The organism is Ottowia sp. (assembly GCF_046348305.1).
Lineage (GTDB): Bacteria > Pseudomonadota > Gammaproteobacteria > Burkholderiales > Burkholderiaceae_C > Ottowia.
Window position 1 is genome coordinate 325,928 of record NZ_JAXMEM010000003.1, and the last position, 17,916, is coordinate 343,843.

Annotated in this window: 16 protein-coding genes; 15 read left to right on the plus strand and 1 reads right to left on the minus strand. The window is 67.5% G+C overall.

Going from position 1 to position 17,916, the window contains the following annotated elements; all coding sequences use genetic code 11:
- The first annotated feature begins 131 nt into the window (after window positions 1-131).
- From U1F38_RS01610 to U1F38_RS01630, 5 genes are all read left to right on the plus strand, one after another.
- Window positions 132-1,568 (plus strand): alkaline phosphatase family protein, encoded by a 1,437-nt coding sequence (locus tag U1F38_RS01610; protein WP_409985305.1) that lies wholly within the window; start codon window positions 132-134, stop codon window positions 1,566-1,568.
- A gap of 40 nt (window positions 1,569-1,608) precedes the next feature.
- Window positions 1,609-2,301: a transposase gene (locus U1F38_RS01615; RefSeq protein ID WP_409985306.1), complete on the plus strand. Its 693-nt coding sequence runs from the start codon at window positions 1,609-1,611 to the stop codon at window positions 2,299-2,301.
- A 192-nt stretch (window positions 2,302-2,493) separates the two neighbouring features.
- On the plus strand, window positions 2,494-7,272 hold the full coding sequence (locus U1F38_RS01620) for a glutamate synthase-related protein (RefSeq protein WP_409985307.1): 4,779 nt from the start codon (window positions 2,494-2,496) through the stop codon (window positions 7,270-7,272).
- 10 nt (window positions 7,273-7,282) lie between these two features.
- Window positions 7,283-7,681 carry a RidA family protein gene (locus tag U1F38_RS01625; protein WP_409985308.1) on the plus strand — a complete coding sequence of 133 codons (399 nt, stop codon included), beginning with the start codon at window positions 7,283-7,285 and terminating at the stop codon, window positions 7,679-7,681.
- A gap of 27 nt (window positions 7,682-7,708) precedes the next feature.
- Window positions 7,709-9,199 carry a glutamate synthase subunit beta gene (locus U1F38_RS01630; RefSeq protein ID WP_409985309.1) on the plus strand — a complete coding sequence of 497 codons (1,491 nt, stop codon included), beginning with the start codon at window positions 7,709-7,711 and terminating at the stop codon, window positions 9,197-9,199.
- Between the two features lie 187 nt (window positions 9,200-9,386).
- On the opposite strand, the gene U1F38_RS01635 is transcribed toward U1F38_RS01630, so the two are convergent.
- Entirely contained in the window at window positions 9,387-10,025 is a 639-nt protein-coding gene (locus U1F38_RS01635; RefSeq protein WP_409985310.1) for an NAD(P)-dependent oxidoreductase, read from the minus strand.
- 147 nt (window positions 10,026-10,172) lie between these two features.
- Here U1F38_RS01635 and U1F38_RS01640 point away from each other — a divergent pair, with 147 nt between their 5' ends.
- From U1F38_RS01640 to U1F38_RS01685, 10 genes are all read left to right on the plus strand, one after another.
- The gene (locus U1F38_RS01640; RefSeq protein ID WP_409985311.1) at window positions 10,173-11,111 is read left to right on the plus strand and encodes a LysR family transcriptional regulator; all 939 of its coding nucleotides are present in this window, start codon (window positions 10,173-10,175) and stop codon (window positions 11,109-11,111) included.
- Between the two features lie 171 nt (window positions 11,112-11,282).
- Complete coding sequence (locus tag U1F38_RS01645) at window positions 11,283-12,107, plus strand: ABC transporter ATP-binding protein (protein WP_409985312.1); 825 nt, start codon at window positions 11,283-11,285, stop codon at window positions 12,105-12,107.
- Window positions 12,104-12,886 carry a lipid asymmetry maintenance ABC transporter permease subunit MlaE gene (gene mlaE / locus U1F38_RS01650; protein WP_409985313.1) on the plus strand — a complete coding sequence of 261 codons (783 nt, stop codon included), beginning with the start codon at window positions 12,104-12,106 and terminating at the stop codon, window positions 12,884-12,886. Before U1F38_RS01645 ends, mlaE begins: the two co-directional genes overlap by 4 nt.
- 196 nt (window positions 12,887-13,082) lie before the next feature.
- On the plus strand, window positions 13,083-13,589 hold the full coding sequence (gene mlaD, locus U1F38_RS01655) for an outer membrane lipid asymmetry maintenance protein MlaD (protein ID WP_409985314.1): 507 nt from the start codon (window positions 13,083-13,085) through the stop codon (window positions 13,587-13,589).
- Window positions 13,590-13,642: 53 nt separating this feature from the next.
- On the plus strand, window positions 13,643-14,398 hold the full coding sequence (locus U1F38_RS01660; protein WP_409985315.1) for a VacJ family lipoprotein: 756 nt from the start codon (window positions 13,643-13,645) through the stop codon (window positions 14,396-14,398).
- 83 nt (window positions 14,399-14,481) lie between these two features.
- A complete protein-coding gene (locus tag U1F38_RS01665; protein ID WP_409985316.1) occupies window positions 14,482-15,135 on the plus strand; it encodes a phospholipid-binding protein MlaC in 654 nt (217 codons plus the stop codon).
- Between the two features lie 261 nt (window positions 15,136-15,396).
- Window positions 15,397-15,690 (plus strand): lipid asymmetry maintenance protein MlaB, encoded by a 294-nt coding sequence (locus tag U1F38_RS01670; protein ID WP_409985317.1) that lies wholly within the window; start codon window positions 15,397-15,399, stop codon window positions 15,688-15,690.
- 31 nt (window positions 15,691-15,721) lie between these two features.
- Window positions 15,722-16,672: an ABC transporter ATP-binding protein gene (locus U1F38_RS01675; RefSeq protein ID WP_409985318.1), complete on the plus strand. Its 951-nt coding sequence runs from the start codon at window positions 15,722-15,724 to the stop codon at window positions 16,670-16,672.
- Between the two features lie 56 nt (window positions 16,673-16,728).
- Window positions 16,729-17,517, plus strand: a complete 789-nt coding sequence (locus U1F38_RS01680) for an ABC transporter permease (protein ID WP_409985784.1) — start codon at window positions 16,729-16,731, stop codon at window positions 17,515-17,517.
- A gap of 83 nt (window positions 17,518-17,600) precedes the next feature.
- Window positions 17,601-17,843, plus strand: coding sequence for a BolA family protein (locus U1F38_RS01685; RefSeq protein ID WP_409985319.1), 243 nt, complete (start codon window positions 17,601-17,603; stop codon window positions 17,841-17,843).
- The last annotated feature ends 73 nt before the right edge of the window (window positions 17,844-17,916 follow it).

Below are 17,916 nucleotides of genomic sequence, written 5' to 3' on the forward strand. Positions count from 1 at the left end.
TCGGCTCATCAAGAGGATGGCGACGTGGATACCAGATCTTTTTGCACGCTGAAGTTGCCACTGATGACACCCATGTGCAGCCGCTGGCCTATGTGAAGTGATTTTGATTCGAGAAACCGGGACGGCATCGAATGTCTGCGTTTTTTACCCGCCGGCGCTTGCTGAGTGGCGCCCTGCAGTCCGCGGCCCTGGGCACCGCGGCGACGCTGCTGCCGGCCCATCTGCGCCGGGCGATCGCGCAGACCCCTGCGCGCGTCGGCTCGCTGCGCGATATCAAGCACGTCGTGCTGCTGATGCAGGAAAACCGCTCGTTCGACCACTACTTCGGCACGCTGGCGGGGGTGCGCGGCTTTGCCGACCCCAACGCGCTGCGGCTGACCAGCGGCCGCAGCGTCTTTCATCAGCCCGACGACGCAAACCCGCTGGGCTATCTGCTGCCCTTTCACCTGGACACGCGATCGAGCAATGCGCAAAAGCTGCCCTCGACCAGCCACGCGTGGGCGGTGCAGCACCGGGCCTGGAACCAGGGGCGCATGGACCAGTGGGTGCGTGCGCACCGCCAGGCCGACGGCGCGCGCGGGCCTTGCACGATGGGGTACTTCGAGCGCGCCGACATCCCGTTCCACCACGCGCTGGCCGATGCCTTCACCGTCTGCGACGCCTACCATTCATCGGTGATGGGGCCGACCTGGCCCAATCGCCTGATGTACCTGAGCGGCACGATCGACCCCGAGGCCAGCGCCGGCGGCCCAATGATCTACAACAGGAAGCCGCCCGGCGGCCTGCGCTGGACGACCTATGCCGAGCGGCTGGAGCAGGCCGGCGTCTCGTGGCGCGTGTACGAGCATTCGCCCAAGGGGCGGCCGTTCAATCTGCTGGGCCTGTTCGAGGCGGTTCATGACGCGCCCCGGAGCTCCGCGCTGCGGCGCCGGGGCTTGCCCGCGCCCAGTGACGACGAGTTCGAGCACGACGTGCGCCACGACCGGCTGCCCACCGTGTCGTGGCTGTGCCCGCCTTTCGAGGCTTCAGAGCATCCCGACGCCATGCCTGCCGCCGGCGCCGCCTTCATCGCCCGCAAGCTCGACGCCCTGGCAGCCAACCCGTCCGTCTGGGCCAAGACCGCCTTCATCCTCAACTACGACGAGAACGACGGTTTGTTCGATCATGTGCCGCCGCCGGTGCCGCCGGCGGGCACGCCGGGTGAATTTGTCGATGGCCTGCCCATCGGCGGCGGCTTTCGCGTGCCCTGCATCCTGATCTCGCCCTGGACGGTGGGCGGCTGGGTGTGCAGTCAAGCGTTCGACCACACCTCCGTGCTGCAATTCCTGGAGCGCGTGACCGGCGTGCGCGAGCCCAACATCTCGGCCTGGCGACGGCAAACCTTCGGCGACTTGACGGCGGCCTTCCGGTTTGCCGAGCCCCCCGCCCCTAACCCCGATTTGCCCGACCCCGCCGCCTGGCTGCAACAGACGCGTGCCGCCGCGGACACGTTGCCACCGCCGCCTATTCCGCAGGCCGACCAGAGCCCGCCCCGGCAAGCACCTGGGGTGCGCCCGCACTTCCCTTAAAATAAATGGGGTCAGATCAACATTTTGATGACAATTCGCCATGGCACGCCCTCTGCGCCTCACCGTTCCCGGATACCCGCACCACGTCATCCTGCGTGGCAACAACCGCCAGGCCGTGGTGCTGGATGACGAGGATCGGCGGCGTCTCCTGGAGGGAATCGGCGAGCAGGCGGGCCTGGCCAAGGTCGCCATCCACACCTACGTGTTGATGAGCAACCACCTGCATCTGCTGCTCACGCCCGAAACCGCCGACGGCATCCCGCACATGATGCAGGCGCTGGGGCGCAGCTACGTGCGGGCGTTCAATCGGCGCCACGGGCGCAGTGGCACGCTGTGGGAGGGACGCTACCGCAGCACCCTGATCGAGGCCGAGCGCTACCTGCTGGCGTGCATGGCCTACATCGACCTGAATCCCGTGCGCGCGGGCATGGTGGCCGCGGCGGCCGACTACCCCTGGTCCGGCCACGGGCATTTGGTGGGCTTGCGCGTGGACCCGCTCATCACGCCCCATCCGCTGTACTGGGAATTGGGCAACACCCCGTTTGCGCGCGAGCGCGCCTATGGCGAGCTGGTCGAAGCGGCCCTGGGCTCACCACGCCAGGCCGAGTTGGCGCGCGGCGTGCACACAGCCTGGGTGATGGGGGGCGATGCCTTCGTCGCCGACTTGGAGCTGCGCACCCAGCGCCGCGTAGCTCGCGCGCCGCGAGGGCGTCCGCGCAAACCGGTTGACTGAAGGGCCGAGCGAATCGGCTGATCGTGGTCATCGCCAGCTCAATTTTTTAATAAATATGATCTGACCCCATTTATTTCCTCGTCCCGTGATTTCCACTGTAAATGTTGATCTGACCCCAATTAAAGTTCTTGGCGATTTTGTTGCGCTGCAATATGCTCGGGCTCCTTTGTGTTGTCACTGATGGAGTTGGCGATGTCGACGCGTGCCGAACAAGAACATTTGCAAGCCCGGGGCCTGTATGACCGGGCACATGAGCATGACGCCTGCGGGGTGGGTTTCGTGGCTCACATCAAGGGTGAAAAAAGCCACGCCATCATCACCAACGCGCTGCAGATCCTGAAAAACCTGGACCATCGCGGCGCGGTGGGGGCCGATGCGCTGATGGGCGACGGCGCGGGCATCCTGATCCAGTTGCCGGACGCGCTGTACCGCGCCGAAATGGCCAAGCAGGGCGTGGAGCTGCCGCCGCCGGGCGAATACGGCGTGGGCATGATCTTTTTGCCCAAGGAGCACGCCAGCCGCCTGGCCTGTGAGGAAGAGCTGGAGCGCGCGATCAAGCTGGAAGGCCAGGTGCTGCTGGGCTGGCGCGACGTGTCGGTCAACCGCGACATGCCAATGTCGCCCACGGTGCGCGACAAGGAGCCGATCATCCGCCAGGTGTTCATCGGCCGCGGCCACGACGTGATCGTGCAGGACGCGCTGGAGCGCAAGCTCTACGTCATCCGCAAGACGGCCAGCGCGCACATCCAGGCGCTGGGGCTGCGCTACAGCAAGGAGTACTACGTCCCCAGCATGAGCAGCCGCACGGTGATCTACAAGGGCTTGCTGCTGGCCGATCAGGTGGGCACTTACTACCGCGATTTGCAGGACGCGCGCTGCGTCTCGGCGCTGGGCCTGGTGCACCAGCGTTTTTCGACCAACACCTTCCCCGAGTGGCCGCTGGCGCACCCGTATCGCTACATCGCGCACAACGGCGAGATCAACACGCTCAAGGGCAACTTCAACTGGATGCGCGCGCGCGAGGGCGTGATGAGCTCGCCGGTGCTGGCCGCCGACCTGGCCAAGCTCTACCCCATCAGCTTTCCGGACCAGTCCGACACCGCCATCTTCGACAACTGCCTGGAGCTTTTGACCATGGCCGGCTACCCGCTGGCGCAGGCCATGATGATGATGGTGCCCGAGCCCTGGGAGCAGCACACCACCATGGACGAGCGCCGCCGCGCGTTCTACGAGTACCACGCCAGCATGCTCGAGCCCTGGGACGGTCCGGCCTCGATGGTGTTCACCGACGGCCGCCAGATCGGCGCCACGCTGGACCGCAACGGCCTGCGCCCGGCGCGCTACTGCATCACCGACGACGGCCTGGTCATCATGGGCTCCGAATCCGGTGTGCTCCCGATTCCCGAGCACCAGATCGTCAAGAAGTGGCGCCTGCAGCCGGGCAAGATGTTCCTGATCGACCTCGACCAGGGCCGCATGATCGACGACGAGGAGCTCAAGGCCACGCTGGCCAACGCCAAGCCCTACAAGCGCTGGATCGAGGATTTGCGCATCCGCCTGGACGATGTGGTCAGGCCCGTGGCCGGCGCTGATGCCGAGGAGCTGCCGATCGCCGAAACCGAGCCGCAGTCCGCCGGCGTCGAAAGCAAGCCGGGCGCGCTGCTGGACTTGCAGCAGGCCTTCGGCTACACGCAGGAGGACATCAAGTTCCTGCTCAGCCCCATGGCCGCCAACGGCGAGGAGGGCATCGGCTCCATGGGCAACGACAGCCCGCTGGCCGTGCTCTCCAGCAAGGCCAAGCCGCTGTACAACTACTTTCGGCAGATGTTCGCGCAGGTCACCAACCCGCCGATCGACCCGATCCGCGAGGCCATCGTGATGAGCCTGGTCAGCTTCATCGGCCCCAAGCCCAACCTGCTGGACATCAACCAGGTCAACCCGCCCATGCGGCTGGAGGTCAGTCAGCCCGTGCTGGACGCCGCCGACATGGCCAAGCTGCGCGACATCGGCCGGCACACGCACGGCAAGTTCAGCTCCGTCGTGCTCGACATCACCTACCCGCTGGCCTGGGGCCCGCAGGGCGTGGAGGCCCGCCTGGCCAGCCTGAGCGCGCAGGCGGTGGACGCCATCAAGGGCGGCCACAACATCCTGATCGTCAGCGACCGGGCGGTGGGCGCGCAGCGCGTGGCCATTCCGGCGCTGCTGGCGCTGTCCAGCATCCACCAGCACCTGATCCGCGAGGGGCTGCGCACCAGCGCCGGCCTGGTGGTGGAGACCGGCAGCGCGCGCGAGGTGCACCACTTTGCCGTGCTGGCCGGCTACGGCGCCGAGGCGGTGCACCCGTGGCTCGCCATCGACACCCTGGCCGCCATTCACCAGGACCTGCCCGGCGCCCTGAGTGCCGACAAGGCCGTGGCCAACTACGTCAAGGCCATCGGCAAGGGCTTGTCCAAGATCATGTCCAAGATGGGCGTGTCCACCTACATGAGCTACTGCGGCGCGCAGCTGTTCGAGGCCATCGGCCTGAACAGCGAGATGGTGGCCAAGTACTTCACCGGCACGGCCAGCCGCGTGCAGGGCATCGGCGTGTTCGAGATTGCCGAGGAGAGCTTTCGCAGCCACCGCGCGGCCTTCGGCGCCGACCCGGTGCTGGCTGGCGTGCTGGACACCGGCGGCGAATACGCCTGGCGCGTGCGCGGCGACGAGCACATGTGGACGCCCGACGCCATCGCCAAGCTGCAGCATTCCACCCGTGCCAACAACTGGAGCACCTACAAGGAATACGCGCAGATCATCAACGACCAGAGCCGCCGCCACATGACGCTGCGCGGACTGTTCGAGTTCAAGGTCGATCCCGCCAGGGCCATCGCCCTCGACGAGGTCGAGCCGGCCAAGGAAATCGTCAAGCGCTTTGCCACCGGCGCCATGTCGCTGGGCTCCATCAGCACCGAGGCGCACGCCACTCTGGCCGTGGCCATGAACCGCATCGGCGGCAAGAGCAACACCGGCGAGGGCGGCGAGGATGCCGCGCGTTACCGCAAGGAGCTGCAGGGCCAGCCCATCAAGCAGGGCGAGACCCTGGCCTCCGTCATCGGCGAGGACGTGGTCGAGGTCGACCTGCCGCTGCAGGATGGCGACAGCCTGCGCAGCCGCATCAAGCAGGTGGCCTCGGGGCGCTTCGGCGTCACGGCCGAATACCTGGCCTCGGCCGACCAGATCCAGATCAAAATGGCGCAGGGCGCCAAGCCGGGCGAGGGCGGCCAGCTGCCCGGCGGCAAGGTATCGGACTACATCGGCCGGCTGCGTCACAGCGTGCCCGGCGTGGGCCTGATCAGCCCGCCGCCGCACCACGACATCTACTCCATCGAAGACCTCGCGCAGCTGATCCACGACCTGAAGAACGTGGCGCCGCACAGCGACATTAGCGTCAAGCTGGTCAGCGAAGTCGGCGTCGGTACCATTGCCGCGGGCGTGGCCAAGTGCAAGAGCGACCATGTGGTGATTGCCGGGCACGATGGCGGCACGGGGGCATCGCCCTGGTCCAGCATCAAGCACGCCGGAAGCCCCTGGGAGATCGGCCTGGCCGAGACCCAGCAGACCCTGGTGCTCAACCGCCTGCGCGGGCGCATCCGCGTGCAGGCCGACGGCCAGATGAAGACCGGCCGCGACGTGGTCATCGGCGCGCTGCTGGGGGCCGACGAGTTCGGCTTTGCCACCGCGCCGCTGGTGGTCGAAGGCTGCATCATGATGCGCAAGTGCCACCTCAACACCTGCCCCACCGGCGTGGCCACGCAGGACCCGGTGCTGCGCAAGCGCTTTTCCGGCAAGCCCGAGCACGTCGTCAACTACTTCTTCTTTGTGGCCGAGGAGGTGCGCCACATCATGGCGCAGCTGGGCCTGCGCAAGTTCGACGAGCTGATCGGCCGCAGCGACCTGCTGGACACGCGCCCGGGCATCGACCACTGGAAAGCCAAGGGCCTGGACTTCTCGCGCCTGTTCGCCCAGCCCGACGCGCCCGCCGAGGTGCCGCGCCGCCACGTCGAGAACCAGGACCACGGCCTGGCGCATGCGCTGGACGTGCGCCTGATCGAAAAGTGCAAGCCCGCCATCGAGCAGGGCGAGTCCGTCAAGGTCATGGAAACGGCGCGCAACGTGCACCGCTCGGTGGGCGCCATGCTCTCGGGCGCGGTCACCAAGCGCCACCCGCAGGGCCTGCCCGACGACGCCATCCGCATCCTGCTCGAGGGCACGGGCGGGCAAAGCTTTGGCGCCTTCCTGTGCCCCGGCATCACGCTGCAGCTGATCGGCGACGCCAACGACTACACGGGCAAGGGCCTGTCGGGTGGGCGCATCGCCATTCGGCCCAGCCTGGACTTTCGCGGCAAGGCGCACGAGAACATCATCGTTGGCAACACCGTGATGTACGGCGCCACCAGCGGCCAGGCCTTTTTTGCCGGTGTGGCCGGTGAGCGCTTTGCAGTGCGCCTGTCGGGCGCCAGCGCGGTGGTGGAGGGCACGGGCGACCACGGCTGCGAATACATGACCGGCGGCACCGTGGTGGTGCTGGGCAGGACCGGCCGCAACTTCGCCGCCGGCATGTCGGGCGGCGTGGCCTATGTCTATGACGAGGACGGCCAGTTCGCCAGCCGCTGCAACCGCGCCATGGTCACGCTGGAGAAGGTGCAAAGCGTGGCCGAGCAGGAAGCCGCCAGCGAGTCCGGCCACTGGCACCGCGGCCGCACCGACGAGGAGCAGTTGCGCCAGCTGCTGGACGAGCACCTGCGCTGGACCGGCAGCCGCCGCGCGCGCGAGCTGCTGGACGACTGGGCCGCCACGCGCGCGAAATTCGTCAAGGTATTCCCCGTCGAGTACCAGCGCGCCCTGGCCCGAATTCATGAGGAAAAAACGGCTGCAGCGCCCGCCAGCAAAGCGCGGAAAGCTACGAAAAAAGAAGCGGTTCCGGCCAAGTGAGCGCATCAGCATGAACCCGCCCGCAGCCCGCCGGCTGATCAGCAGCGGCTCCCCGTTCGAGGCCGACATCGGCTATTCGCGTGCCGTGGTGCAAGGCGACTGGGTGTTCGTCTCCGGCACCACCGGCTTCGACTACGCCACCATGACCATTGCCGACGATGTGGCGGCGCAGGCCGAGCAGTGCCTGCGCAACATCACGGCCGCGCTGGAGCAGGCCGGCGCCAGCCTGCGCGACGTGGTGCGCGTCACCTACGTGCTGCCCGACGCCAGCCAGTTCGAGCGCTGCTGGCCGGTGCTGCGCCGCCACTTCGGCGAAATCCGGCCCGCCGCCATGATGATCAGCGCCGGCCTGGCCGACCCGCGCATGCGCATCGAAATCGAAGTCACCGCGCTCAAGCCAGCAGCTTGAGCCCCAACAAAATCAAGGAACCACGCCATGGGAAAGATCACCGGCTTTCTGGAGTTCGAGCGCATCGAGGAGGGCCATGTGCCCGTTGCCGAGCGCCTGAAGAATCACAAGGAACTCGTCATCGGCCTGACCGAGGCCCAGGCACGCCAGCAGGGCGCGCGCTGCATGGACTGCGGCACGCCCTTTTGCAGCCACGGCTGCCCGGTGCACAACATCATTCCGGACTTCAACGATCTGGTCTATCGCAACGACTGGAAAAACGCCTTCGCGGTGCTTGACTCGACCAACAATTTTCCCGAGTTCACCGGCCGCATCTGCCCCGCGCCCTGCGAGGCCGCCTGCGTGCTCAACATCAACGTCGAGCCGGTGGGCATCAAGAGCATCGAGCACGCCATCATCGACCGCGCCTGGGCCGAGGGCTGGGTGGTTCCGCGCCCCGCGGCCGTCAAGACCGGCAAGAGCGTGGCCGTGGTCGGATCGGGCCCGGCCGGCCTGGCGGCGGCGCAGCAGCTGGCGCGCGCCGGCCATGCGGTGACGGTGTTCGAGAAGAACGACCGCATCGGTGGCCTGCTGCGCTACGGCATCCCCGACTTCAAGCTCGAGAAGACGCACATCGACAAGCGCGTGGCGCAGATGCAGGCCGAGGGCGTGGTGTTTCGCACCGGCGTGCTGGTGGGCGGCCTGCCGGGCGAAGGCCCGGGCGCCAAGGTCAACAACCTGGCGCGTGAAACGGTATCGGCCGCGCAACTGATGCAAGAGTTTGATGCCGTACTGCTGGCCGGCGGCGCCGAGCAGTCGCGCGACCTGCCGGTGCCCGGCCGCACGCTGGACGGCGTGCACTTTGCGATGGAGCTGCTGCCCCAGCAAAACCGCAGCAACGCGGGCGACAAGCTCAAGGAGCCGATCAGTGCCAAAGGCAAGCACGTCATCGTCATCGGCGGCGGCGATACCGGCAGCGACTGCGTGGGCACCAGCAACCGCCACGGCGCTTTAAGCGTGACGCAGTTCGAGCTCATGCCCATGCCGCCCGAGCACGAGAACGGCCCGCTGGTGTGGCCCTACTGGCCGATCAAGCTGCGCACCAGCTCCAGCCACGAGGAGGGCGTGCAGCGCGAGTTCGCCATCGCCACCCAGGCTTTCATCGGCGACGCCAAGGGCGGCAAGGGCGGCAAGCTCAAGGCCCTCAAGACCGTGCACGTGGAGCCGCGCGACGGCAAGTTCGTCGAAGTGCCCGGCACCGAGCGCGAGTGGCCCGCCGAGCTGGTGCTGCTGGCCATGGGCTTTACCAATCCCGTGGCCACCGTGCTGGAGGCCTTCGGCGTGGACAAGGACGCCCGCGGCAACGCCAAGGCCACCACCGATGTCCAGCGCGGCTACGCCACCAACGTCAAGCGCGTGTTTGCCGCCGGCGACATGCGGCGCGGACAAAGCCTGGTGGTGTGGGCGATCCGCGAGGGTCGCCAGGCCGCGCACGCGGTCGATGCTTTCTTGATGGGAACCAGCGACCTGCCTCGTTGAAGCGTCGGGCCGCGACCCGCGCGGACCGCCCGAATGGGCGAGTGATGAACACGCGGGCTGGCCGCCCGCGTGGCGCGAGGATCGCCAGACGGCGCACGCCGTGGACGAGTTCCTGATGGGAACCAGCGACCTGCCTCGTTGAAGCGTCGGGCCGCGACCCGCGCGGCGGCCAACGGTTGCCGAGGCGTCAGTACGCGACCGAAAAGCGCCGGCGCGAATGCGCGGGCCGCTCCAGCTCGTCGATCATGGCCACGGCGTAGTCTTGCACCGAGATGCGGCTCTGGCCGGCCGCGTCGGCGAGCAATTCGTCGCCGCCCAGACGGAAGCTGCCGGTGCGAGCGCCCGGCTCGAGCTGCGCGGCGGGGCTGAGCATGGTCCAGTCCAGTAGCGTCTCTTGCCGCAGCCGCTTGAGCGCCTGGCGCGCGCCTTCGGCGGTGGCCTGCCACGCGGCGGGAAAGGCGGGCGTATCCATCAGCTGCACGCCGGGGCTGACCTCCAGGCTGCCGGCGCCGCCGACCACCAGCAGGCGCGGCACGGCGGCCTGCCGGGTGGCGGCGATGATGGAGTCGATGCCCTGCACGTAATAGCCCAGGATATCGCTTTGCGCATGGCCACTGAAGGCGCTGATGACGGCGTCGTGCCCGCGCAGTTGCCCGGCCAGCCTGGCCGTATCGAGCGCGTCGGCCTGTACGGCGGTGAGCCCGGGTTGCGCGCCCAGCTTCTGCGGATGCTGCACCAGCGCGGTGACGGCGTGGCCGCGCGCCAGCGCTTCCTTGAGCAGTCCGGAGCCGACGTATCCGGTGGCGCCAATGAGTGCGATTTTCATGATGATGTCCTTTGCAGTGAGGGAAATGGGGCGGGGCCAGCGCGCGCTTGCGCAACCGGACGGAAGCAATGATTGCACCCCCAATTGATTTGATAAACAGGCCAATCAATAATTGATCGTTTTCAATTTCATGACAATTGCCGCGGCATGGACACCCTTTCCCGCCTGGACCTGAACGCGCTCATCGCCTTCGACGCGGTCGCGCGGCAGGGCGGCTTCACGGCGGCGGCCGATCATCTGGGCGTCACCAAGACCAAAGTCAGCCTGCAGATCAGCCGCCTCGAAGCCGCGCTGGGCACCGCCTTGTTCGTGCGCACGACCCGCCAGGTTCGTCTCACCGACGCCGGCCAGGCGCTGCATGCGCAGTGCGGGCCTCTGTTGCAAGGGCTGCACGATGCGCTGGAGCAGGGCAGCGCCCGAAACCACGCCGAATTGAGCGGCACGCTGCGCGTGAGCACGACGGTGGACCAGGCCGTGCAGTCGCTGGCGCCGGCGCTCGCCCGCTTTGCCGTCCTGCACCCGCGCCTGGCGATCGAGCTGCGCACCAGCGACAAGCTGACCAACCTGGTGGGCGAGGGCGTCGACGTCGCCATTCGCGTCGGCTGGCTGCGCGACTCGGCCATGCATGCCGCCAAGCTCGGCGAATTTCGGCAGTGCGTCGTGGCCGCACCCCAGCTGGTGCGGCGGCTGGGGCGGCCCGTGCAGCCCGGGGATCTGGCGGCGTTCGAATGGTTTGCCCTGACGCTGCTGCCGGCGCCGCTGACCTGGACGTTCACCGGGCCAGACGCCCGCACGCAGACCGTGCGGCTCAAGTCACGCATCCGCGTCGATTCGCCGACGGCACTGCGCGCCATGCTGTGCGAGGGCACAGGCATCTCCGTGCTCGACGAGCCCGGTGCCGCCGACGATCTGCGCTCCGGGCGGCTGGTGCGCCTGCTGGACGACTGGTCGCTGCCCGCCGGCGGCATTCACGCCGTCTACCCGCCTGGTCGGCAGGTCTCGGGCAAGGTGCGGGCCTTCATCGATTTCTATCGTGCACACCTGAACCGCGCGGCGCAGCCGGCGCCGGTGTTGGCCGACCCGTGAGCCATTTATGCAATGAAATTGGCCTCAAACCGTTACATGTCAAGCGCTGACAGCTATTGAAATAATAGTATATTGTCCGATGATTCGGTGCGCGAGGCCGGTCGGTTGCCGTTCGGGTCAACCCGGTATCATCACCACCGCCGGTCTTGTGTGGCCGGTTTTTTGTTTCGCATGGATCCCATTTCACCCGCCCCAACGGCCCTGGTCGAGCTGCGCGACGTCAACTTCGGTTATGGCGAGCGCGCCGTGCTGTCGGGCGTGTCCTTTGCCGTGCCGCGCGGCAAGGTCACGGCGGTGATGGGCGCATCGGGTGGGGGCAAGACCACGGTGCTGCGCCTGATCGGCGGGCAGCAGCGCGCGCAGGCCGGCAGCGTGCTGTTCGACGGGCAGGACGTGGGCCGGCTGGACGAGTCGGGCCTGTACGCGGCGCGCCGGCGCATGGGCATGCTGTTTCAGTTCGGCGCGCTGTTCACCGACCTGTCGGTGTTCGACAACGTGGCTTTTCCGCTGCGCGAGCACACCGATTTGCCCGAGGCCTTGATCCGCGACATCGTGCTGATGAAGCTGGACGCCGTGGGCCTGCGCGGCGCGCGCGCGCTGATGCCGGCGCAGATCTCGGGCGGCATGGCGCGGCGCGTGGCACTGGCGCGGGCCATTGCCGCCGACCCGGATTTGGTGATGTACGACGAGCCCTTCGCCGGGCTGGACCCGATCTCGATGAACACCGCCGCCCGGCTGATCCGCCAGCTCAACGATGCTTTAGGCATCACCAGCATCGTGGTGTCGCACGACGTGGCCGAGACCTTTGCCATCGCCGACCAGGTGGTGCTCCTGGCCGAGGGCAAGGTGGCGGCCAGCGGCACGCCGGCCGATCTGCGCGCCAGCAGCCACCCGCTGGTGCGCCAGTTCATCGGGCTGACCGCGGATGGGCCGGTGGAGTTTCACTACCCGGGCCCCTCGGTCGAGGAAGACTTTGGCGCGGAGGCGGTGCGATGAGCTGGTGGCGCCCTGCCGACGTGGGTTTCGCCGTGCGCAGCAAGCTGGCCGACGTGGGCCAGGGCGCACGTTTTTTCTGGCGGCTGGTCGCCCTGCTGGGCCCCACGCTGCGGCGCTTTTCGCTGGTGCGCGACCAGATTCATTTTCTGGGCAACTACTCGCTGGCCATCATCGCCGTGTCGGGGCTGTTCGTGGGTTTCGTGCTGGCGCTGCAGGGCTACAACATCCTGCAGCGCTACGGCTCGTCCGAGGCCGTCGGCATGATGGTGGCGCTGTCGCTGCTGCGCGAGCTGGGGCCCGTCGTCACCGCGCTGCTGTTTGCCGGGCGCGCGGGCACTTCGCTCACGGCCGAGATCGGGCTGATGAAGGCCGGCGAGCAACTGTCGGCGATGGAGATGATGGCCATCGACCCGATGCGCCGCATCGTGGCGCCGCGCTTTTGGGCCGGCGTCATCGCCATGCCGCTGCTGACGGCGGTGTTCAACGCGGTGGGCGTGCTGGGCGGCTGGGTGGTCAGCGTGTGGATGATCGGGGTGGACCCCGGGGCGTTCTGGAGCCAGATGCAGGGCGGCGTGGACGTGTGGGCCGATGTGGGCAACGGCGTGCTCAAGAGCGTGGTGTTCGGCGTCGCCGTCACCTTCGTCGCGCTGCTGCAAGGGTATGAGGCCAAGCCGACCGCCGAGGGCGTCTCGCGTGCCACCACGCGCACGGTGGTGATGGCTTCGCTGGCGGTGCTGGGGCTGGACTTCGTCCTGACCGCGTTCATGTTTTCGTATTGAGATGCATCCCCTTGAGTCGCTTCGCGCCTGCCCCCCTCTCCTGCGGGAAGGGGGACAACGCCCGTGGCCGGTGCGGGTACGGCCGCGGCGTTCGCCGGCATGGCCTGCCCCGCGTCCCCTTGAGTCCTCGGGTTTGGTGCGCGGGTGGCGATCAAATTTTCATTTTGTGACGTTGAATCGGGGAAGGTGAACCATCATGGGACGCAGCAAGAATGACGTCTGGGTCGGCCTGTTCGTGATGCTGGGGCTGGCGGCGCTGGTGTTTCTGGCCTTGCAGACGGCCAACCTGCTGGCGCTGAACTGGCAGTCCACCTACCGGGTGACGGCGCGCTTCGACAACATCGGCGGGCTCAAGCCCAAGGCGGCGGTCAAGAGCGCCGGCGTGGTGGTCGGGCGCGTGGCCAGCATCGGTTTCGACGACCAGCGCTATCAGGCGGCCATTGCCCTGGACATGGACACGCGCTACCGATTTCCCAGCGACAGTTCGCTGAAGATCCTGACCAGCGGTTTGCTGGGCGAGCAGTACGTGGGTATCGACGCGGGCGCATCGGACACCAATTTGAAGGCGGGCGATAAAATTGACAACACGCAGTCGGCGGTCGTGCTGGAAAATCTGATCAGCCAGTTTCTCTACAACAGCGCGGCCGAAGGCGGCTCTTCCGGCGCGGCCGGCAAGGCGCCGCCAGCCGGCAAAGCCAAATAAGCACAAGGGATCAAGCCCGCCGGCGACCCCGCCGGAGGCTGTCATGACAACGCATGAACAACAACTTTGCAGCACCGCTGCGGCGCATCGTTTTGGCGCTCGGGTTCGGAGCCCTGGCGCTGATGACCGGCTGCGCGACGGTGGCCCACCCCGATCCGCGCGATCCGTGGGAGAGCTACAACCGCGCGATGACGCGCTTCAACGACGATGTGGACAAGGCGATCATGAAGCCGGTGGCCACGGTCTACAAGGACGTGTTGCCGCAGCCGGTGCGCACTGGCGTGGGCAACTTCTTCGGCAACCTGGGCGATGCCTGGTCCTTCGTCAACAACGTGTTGCAGGCCAAGCCCGAGGGCGCGCTGCATTCGTTCTGGCGCGTGGTGGTCAACACCACCATCGGCCTGGGTGGCGTGCTCGACCCGGCCAGCGAGATGAATCTGGAGCGCCACCGCGAGGATTTCGGCCAGACCCTGGGGCGCTGGGGCGCTGAGTCGGGGCCCTATCTGGTGCTGCCGATCCTGGGGCCGTCCACCCTGCGCGACACCATCGCGCTGCCGGTCGACTACCTGGGCCGCCCGCAGGCGCAAATCCAGGACGTGCCGGTGCGCAACTCGCTGACCGTGCTGGAGGCCGTCGATACCCGCGCGCGCCTGCTGGGCGTGGAGCAACTGCTGGACCAGGCTGCGCTGGACCCCTACACCTTCCAGCGCGACGCCTTCCTGCAAAAGCGCAGCAACGACGTGCACGACGGTGCGCCGCCCGACGAGGAGCGCTACGACCTGGACGAGCCCGCCGCGCCCGCCAAGTAAACCGCGGGACCGCTCGCGCGTTTCAGCCGGAGGGATTCCTTGACCCGCCCTGCTGCCCGCGGGGGGCACCGCAAGCCATCATCATGACCATGAACCCGATCCATCGCCGCCGCCTCCTGCAATCCGCCGCCAGCGCCGTGGGCGTGGCCCTGCTGGGCGTGGCGCCCTGGGCGCGGGCGGCCGACGAGGCGCCCGATGCCCTGATCAAGCGCCTGTCCAACGAGGTGCTCGACATGATCCGCGCCGACAAGTCCATCCAGGGCGGCAACCTCAAGGCGCTGATCGCCATCGTCGACAGCAAGATCATGCCCAACGTCGACTTCGTGCGCATGACCGCGTCGGCCACCGGCCCGGCCTGGCGCCGCGCCACGCCCGAGCAGCGCCAGAAGCTGCAAGACGAATTCAAGATTCTGCTGGTGCGCACCTACGCCGGCGCACTCAGGCAGGTCAGCGACCAGACGGTCGAGGTCAGGCCCATGCGCGCCGGCGCCGACGACAAGGAGGTGCTGGTGCGCACCCAGGTCACGGGCCGGGGCGACCCGATCCAGCTGGACTACCGGCTCGAGCGCACGCCGGGGCAGGGCGCGGGTTGGAAGATCTTCGACCTCAACGTGCTGGGGGTGTGGCTGGTCACCAACTACCGCTCGCAGTTCGGCGAGCAGATCAACCAGAACGGCATCGACGGCCTGATCAAGGCCCTGGCCGATCGCAACCAGGCCAACGCGGCGGGGAAATGACACACCCCCAGTCTCCACTCGCTGCGCGATGTTCCGCCTTCCCCAAAAATCGGCCCCCCCACGCTCCCCCGCTGCGCGTGGTGCGCTGCCCCCCATGGGGGGCCTTCGCGCCTTCGGGCGGCCGAGCGGCGCTCAATGGGGCATCGCCACTGGCCGGGGAGACCCCGGCCACGGCGATCGATGGGCTGGCCTGCTCCGCGGCCTTCTGGCTCTTTGGGTTTCATGCGCTGCGGGTGGCGCGCCGCGCCATGGTTAACTGAGATGCTGGTTTTGCCCGCCGAACTGACCCACATGCAGGCCCGCGCCTGCCTGGATCTGCTGCGCAAGGCCGCCACCGCCGAGCGCGAGCCGCAGGTGGTGGTCGACGCCACGGCGCTGCAGCGCTTCGACTCGTCGGCGCTGGCGGTGCTGCTGTCGCTGCGTCGCATCTGCCAGCGCCATGACAAGACGCTGGCCGTGCGGGGCCTGGCGCCGCGCCTGCGCACACTGGCCGGCCTGTACGGCGTGAGCGGCCTGCTGGCCGACGAGGCGCCGAGCGCGCCGATTCCAGCCTGAAAACCCCTGAAATCGTACAATCGAGGGCTTCATGCCCGCGATCAGCTTTCAATCGGTTTCCAAGGTCTACGCCAGCGCCGGGAAATCCGGTCCACCCCCCCTCAAGGCCCTCGACGATGTCAGTTTCGACATCCACGAGGGTGAGTTTTTTGGCCTGCTCGGCCCCAACGGCGCCGGCAAGACCACCCTGATTTCCATCCTGGCCGGCCTGGCGCGGCCCACCGCCGGGCGCGTGCTGGTGCACGGCTTCGACGTGCAAACCGATTTCGTGCAGGCGCGCCGCCATCTGGGCATCGTGCCGCAGGAGCTGGTGTTCGACCCGTTTTTCACCGTGCGCGAGGCCCTGCGCTTTCAATCCGGCTACTTTGGCCTGCACCACAACGACGACTGGATCGACGCGCTGCTGCACGGCCTGGGCCTGCAGGACAAGGCCGGCGCCAACATGCGCCAGTTGTCGGGCGGCATGAAGCGGCGCGTGCTGGTGGCGCAGGCGCTGGTGCACAAGCCGCCGGTCATCGTGCTGGACGAGCCCACCGCCGGCGTGGACGTGGAGCTGCGCCAGAGCCTGTGGCAGTTCGTCGCCGGCCTCAACCACCAGGGCCACACCGTGCTGCTGACCACGCACTACCTGGAAGAGGCCGAGGCGCTGTGCCAGCGCATCGCCATGCTCAAGCTGGGGCGCGTGATTGCGCTGGACCGCCTGAGCGCGCTGCTGAACAATGCCGCCGCCAAGGTGCTGTACTTCAAGACCGATGATGCGCTGCCGCCCGGACAAGCGCGGCTGGCGCGCGTGACCGGGCGCATCGTCGAGCTGCCGGTGCAGGACACGGACGAGATCGAGCGCCAGCTGGCCGCGCTGCGCCAGGGCGGCGTGCGGGTGGAGGACCTCGAAATCCGCAAGGCCGACCTGGAGGATGTCTTCATCACCCTGATGAGCGCGCCGCGCGATAGCCAGGCCGCGGCGCTGGAGACTGCGCCATGAACGGCCAGCAGACCCTCGGTTCGGCCGCGCCCCTTGGCTCGACCCCGCCGCCGCAGATGGCCCACCACCTGCACGCGCTGCCCGCCCCTGAAGACGGCTGGAAGATGCTGCTGACCAAGGAGGTGCTGCGCTTTTGGCGCGTGGCCTTGCAGACCATTGCCGCGCCCGTGCTCACCAGCGTGCTGTACCTGCTGATCTTCGGCCACGTGATGGAAGGGCGCGTGCAGGTCTACCCGGGCGTCAGCTACGTGGCCTTTCTGGTGCCGGGCCTGGTGATGATGAGCGTGCTGCAAAACGCCTTTGCCAACAGCGCCTCCAGCCTGGTGCAAAGCAAGATCATGGGCAACCTGGTGTTTCTGTTGCTCACCCCGCTGGGCGCCTGGCACTGGTTCATCGCCTACGTGGGCGCGGCCATCCTGCGCGGGCTGATGGTGGGCCTGGGCGTTTACGTCGTCACGCTGTGGTATGCCCCGCCGCAGGCCGCCGCGCTGGGCTGGATCGTGGTGTTTGCCGTGCTGGGCGCTGCGCTGATGGGCGTGCTGGGCCTGCTGGCCGGCCTGTGGGCCGACAAGTTCGACCAGATGGCGGTGTTCCAGAACTTCATCGTCATGCCCATGACGTTTTTGGCCGGCGTGTTTTATTCCATCCACTCGCTGCCGCCCGTGTGGCATACGGTGAGTCAGTTCAATCCCTTCTTCTACATGATCGACGGCCTGCGCTACGGCTTTTTCGGCGTGAGCGATGTCTCGCCCTGGTTCAGCTTTGGCGTCGCCCTGGCCAGCCTGCTGGCGGTGTCGGCGCTGACGCTGCATTTGCTGAAGACGGGCTACAAGCTGAGAAACTGATGTGGATGAGGTTTGGCGTTTGGCGTTGAGCGTTGAACGTGAACTTCCGACAACCCATCCCGCCGACAACGCCCAACACCCAAATGAACGCTGAACAGATCCAACAACTCATCGCCGCCGGCCTGCCCTGCGAGCACGTGCAGGTCGAGGGCGACGGCCGTCACTGGTTTGCCGTCATCGTCTCGGCGCAGTTCGAGGGCAAGCGGCCGATCGCGCGCCACCAGCTGGTGTATGCCACGCTGGACAGCGAGATGCAGTCCGAGGCGGTGCACGCGCTGTCGATGCGCACCTTCACCCCCGCCGAATGGGCGGCGCAGGCCAGGTAACTATTGATTTGATAGCCGGTTGCGCAATCAGGACACGCGCAACCGGCCGATTTGTTTTGAAAACCAGAGCAAC

Excerpts from the sequence above, each read along its gene's own strand:
- U1F38_RS01625 (WP_409985308.1), top strand. The coding sequence starts at position 7,283 with ATGAACCCGCCCGCAGCCCGCCGGCTGATCAGCAGCGGCTCCCCGTTC.
- U1F38_RS01645 (WP_409985312.1), top strand. The coding sequence starts at position 11,283 with ATGGATCCCATTTCACCCGCCCCAACGGCCCTGGTCGAGCTGCGCGAC.
- U1F38_RS01685 (WP_409985319.1), top strand. The coding sequence starts at position 17,601 with ATGAACGCTGAACAGATCCAACAACTCATCGCCGCCGGCCTGCCCTGC.
- U1F38_RS01615 (WP_409985306.1), top strand. The coding sequence starts at position 1,609 with ATGGCACGCCCTCTGCGCCTCACCGTTCCCGGATACCCGCACCACGTC.
- U1F38_RS01640 (WP_409985311.1), top strand. The coding sequence starts at position 10,173 with ATGGACACCCTTTCCCGCCTGGACCTGAACGCGCTCATCGCCTTCGAC.
- mlaE (WP_409985313.1), top strand. The coding sequence starts at position 12,104 with ATGAGCTGGTGGCGCCCTGCCGACGTGGGTTTCGCCGTGCGCAGCAAG.
- U1F38_RS01635 (WP_409985310.1), bottom strand. The coding sequence starts at position 10,025 with ATGAAAATCGCACTCATTGGCGCCACCGGATACGTCGGCTCCGGACTG.
- mlaD (WP_409985314.1), top strand. The coding sequence starts at position 13,083 with ATGGGACGCAGCAAGAATGACGTCTGGGTCGGCCTGTTCGTGATGCTG.
- U1F38_RS01670 (WP_409985317.1), top strand. The coding sequence starts at position 15,397 with ATGCTGGTTTTGCCCGCCGAACTGACCCACATGCAGGCCCGCGCCTGC.
- U1F38_RS01675 (WP_409985318.1), top strand. The coding sequence starts at position 15,722 with ATGCCCGCGATCAGCTTTCAATCGGTTTCCAAGGTCTACGCCAGCGCC.
- U1F38_RS01665 (WP_409985316.1), top strand. The coding sequence starts at position 14,482 with ATGACCATGAACCCGATCCATCGCCGCCGCCTCCTGCAATCCGCCGCC.
- U1F38_RS01660 (WP_409985315.1), top strand. The coding sequence starts at position 13,643 with ATGAACAACAACTTTGCAGCACCGCTGCGGCGCATCGTTTTGGCGCTC.
- U1F38_RS01680 (WP_409985784.1), top strand. The coding sequence starts at position 16,729 with ATGGCCCACCACCTGCACGCGCTGCCCGCCCCTGAAGACGGCTGGAAG.
- U1F38_RS01630 (WP_409985309.1), top strand. The coding sequence starts at position 7,709 with ATGGGAAAGATCACCGGCTTTCTGGAGTTCGAGCGCATCGAGGAGGGC.
- U1F38_RS01610 (WP_409985305.1), top strand. The coding sequence starts at position 132 with ATGTCTGCGTTTTTTACCCGCCGGCGCTTGCTGAGTGGCGCCCTGCAG.
- U1F38_RS01620 (WP_409985307.1), top strand. The coding sequence starts at position 2,494 with ATGTCGACGCGTGCCGAACAAGAACATTTGCAAGCCCGGGGCCTGTAT.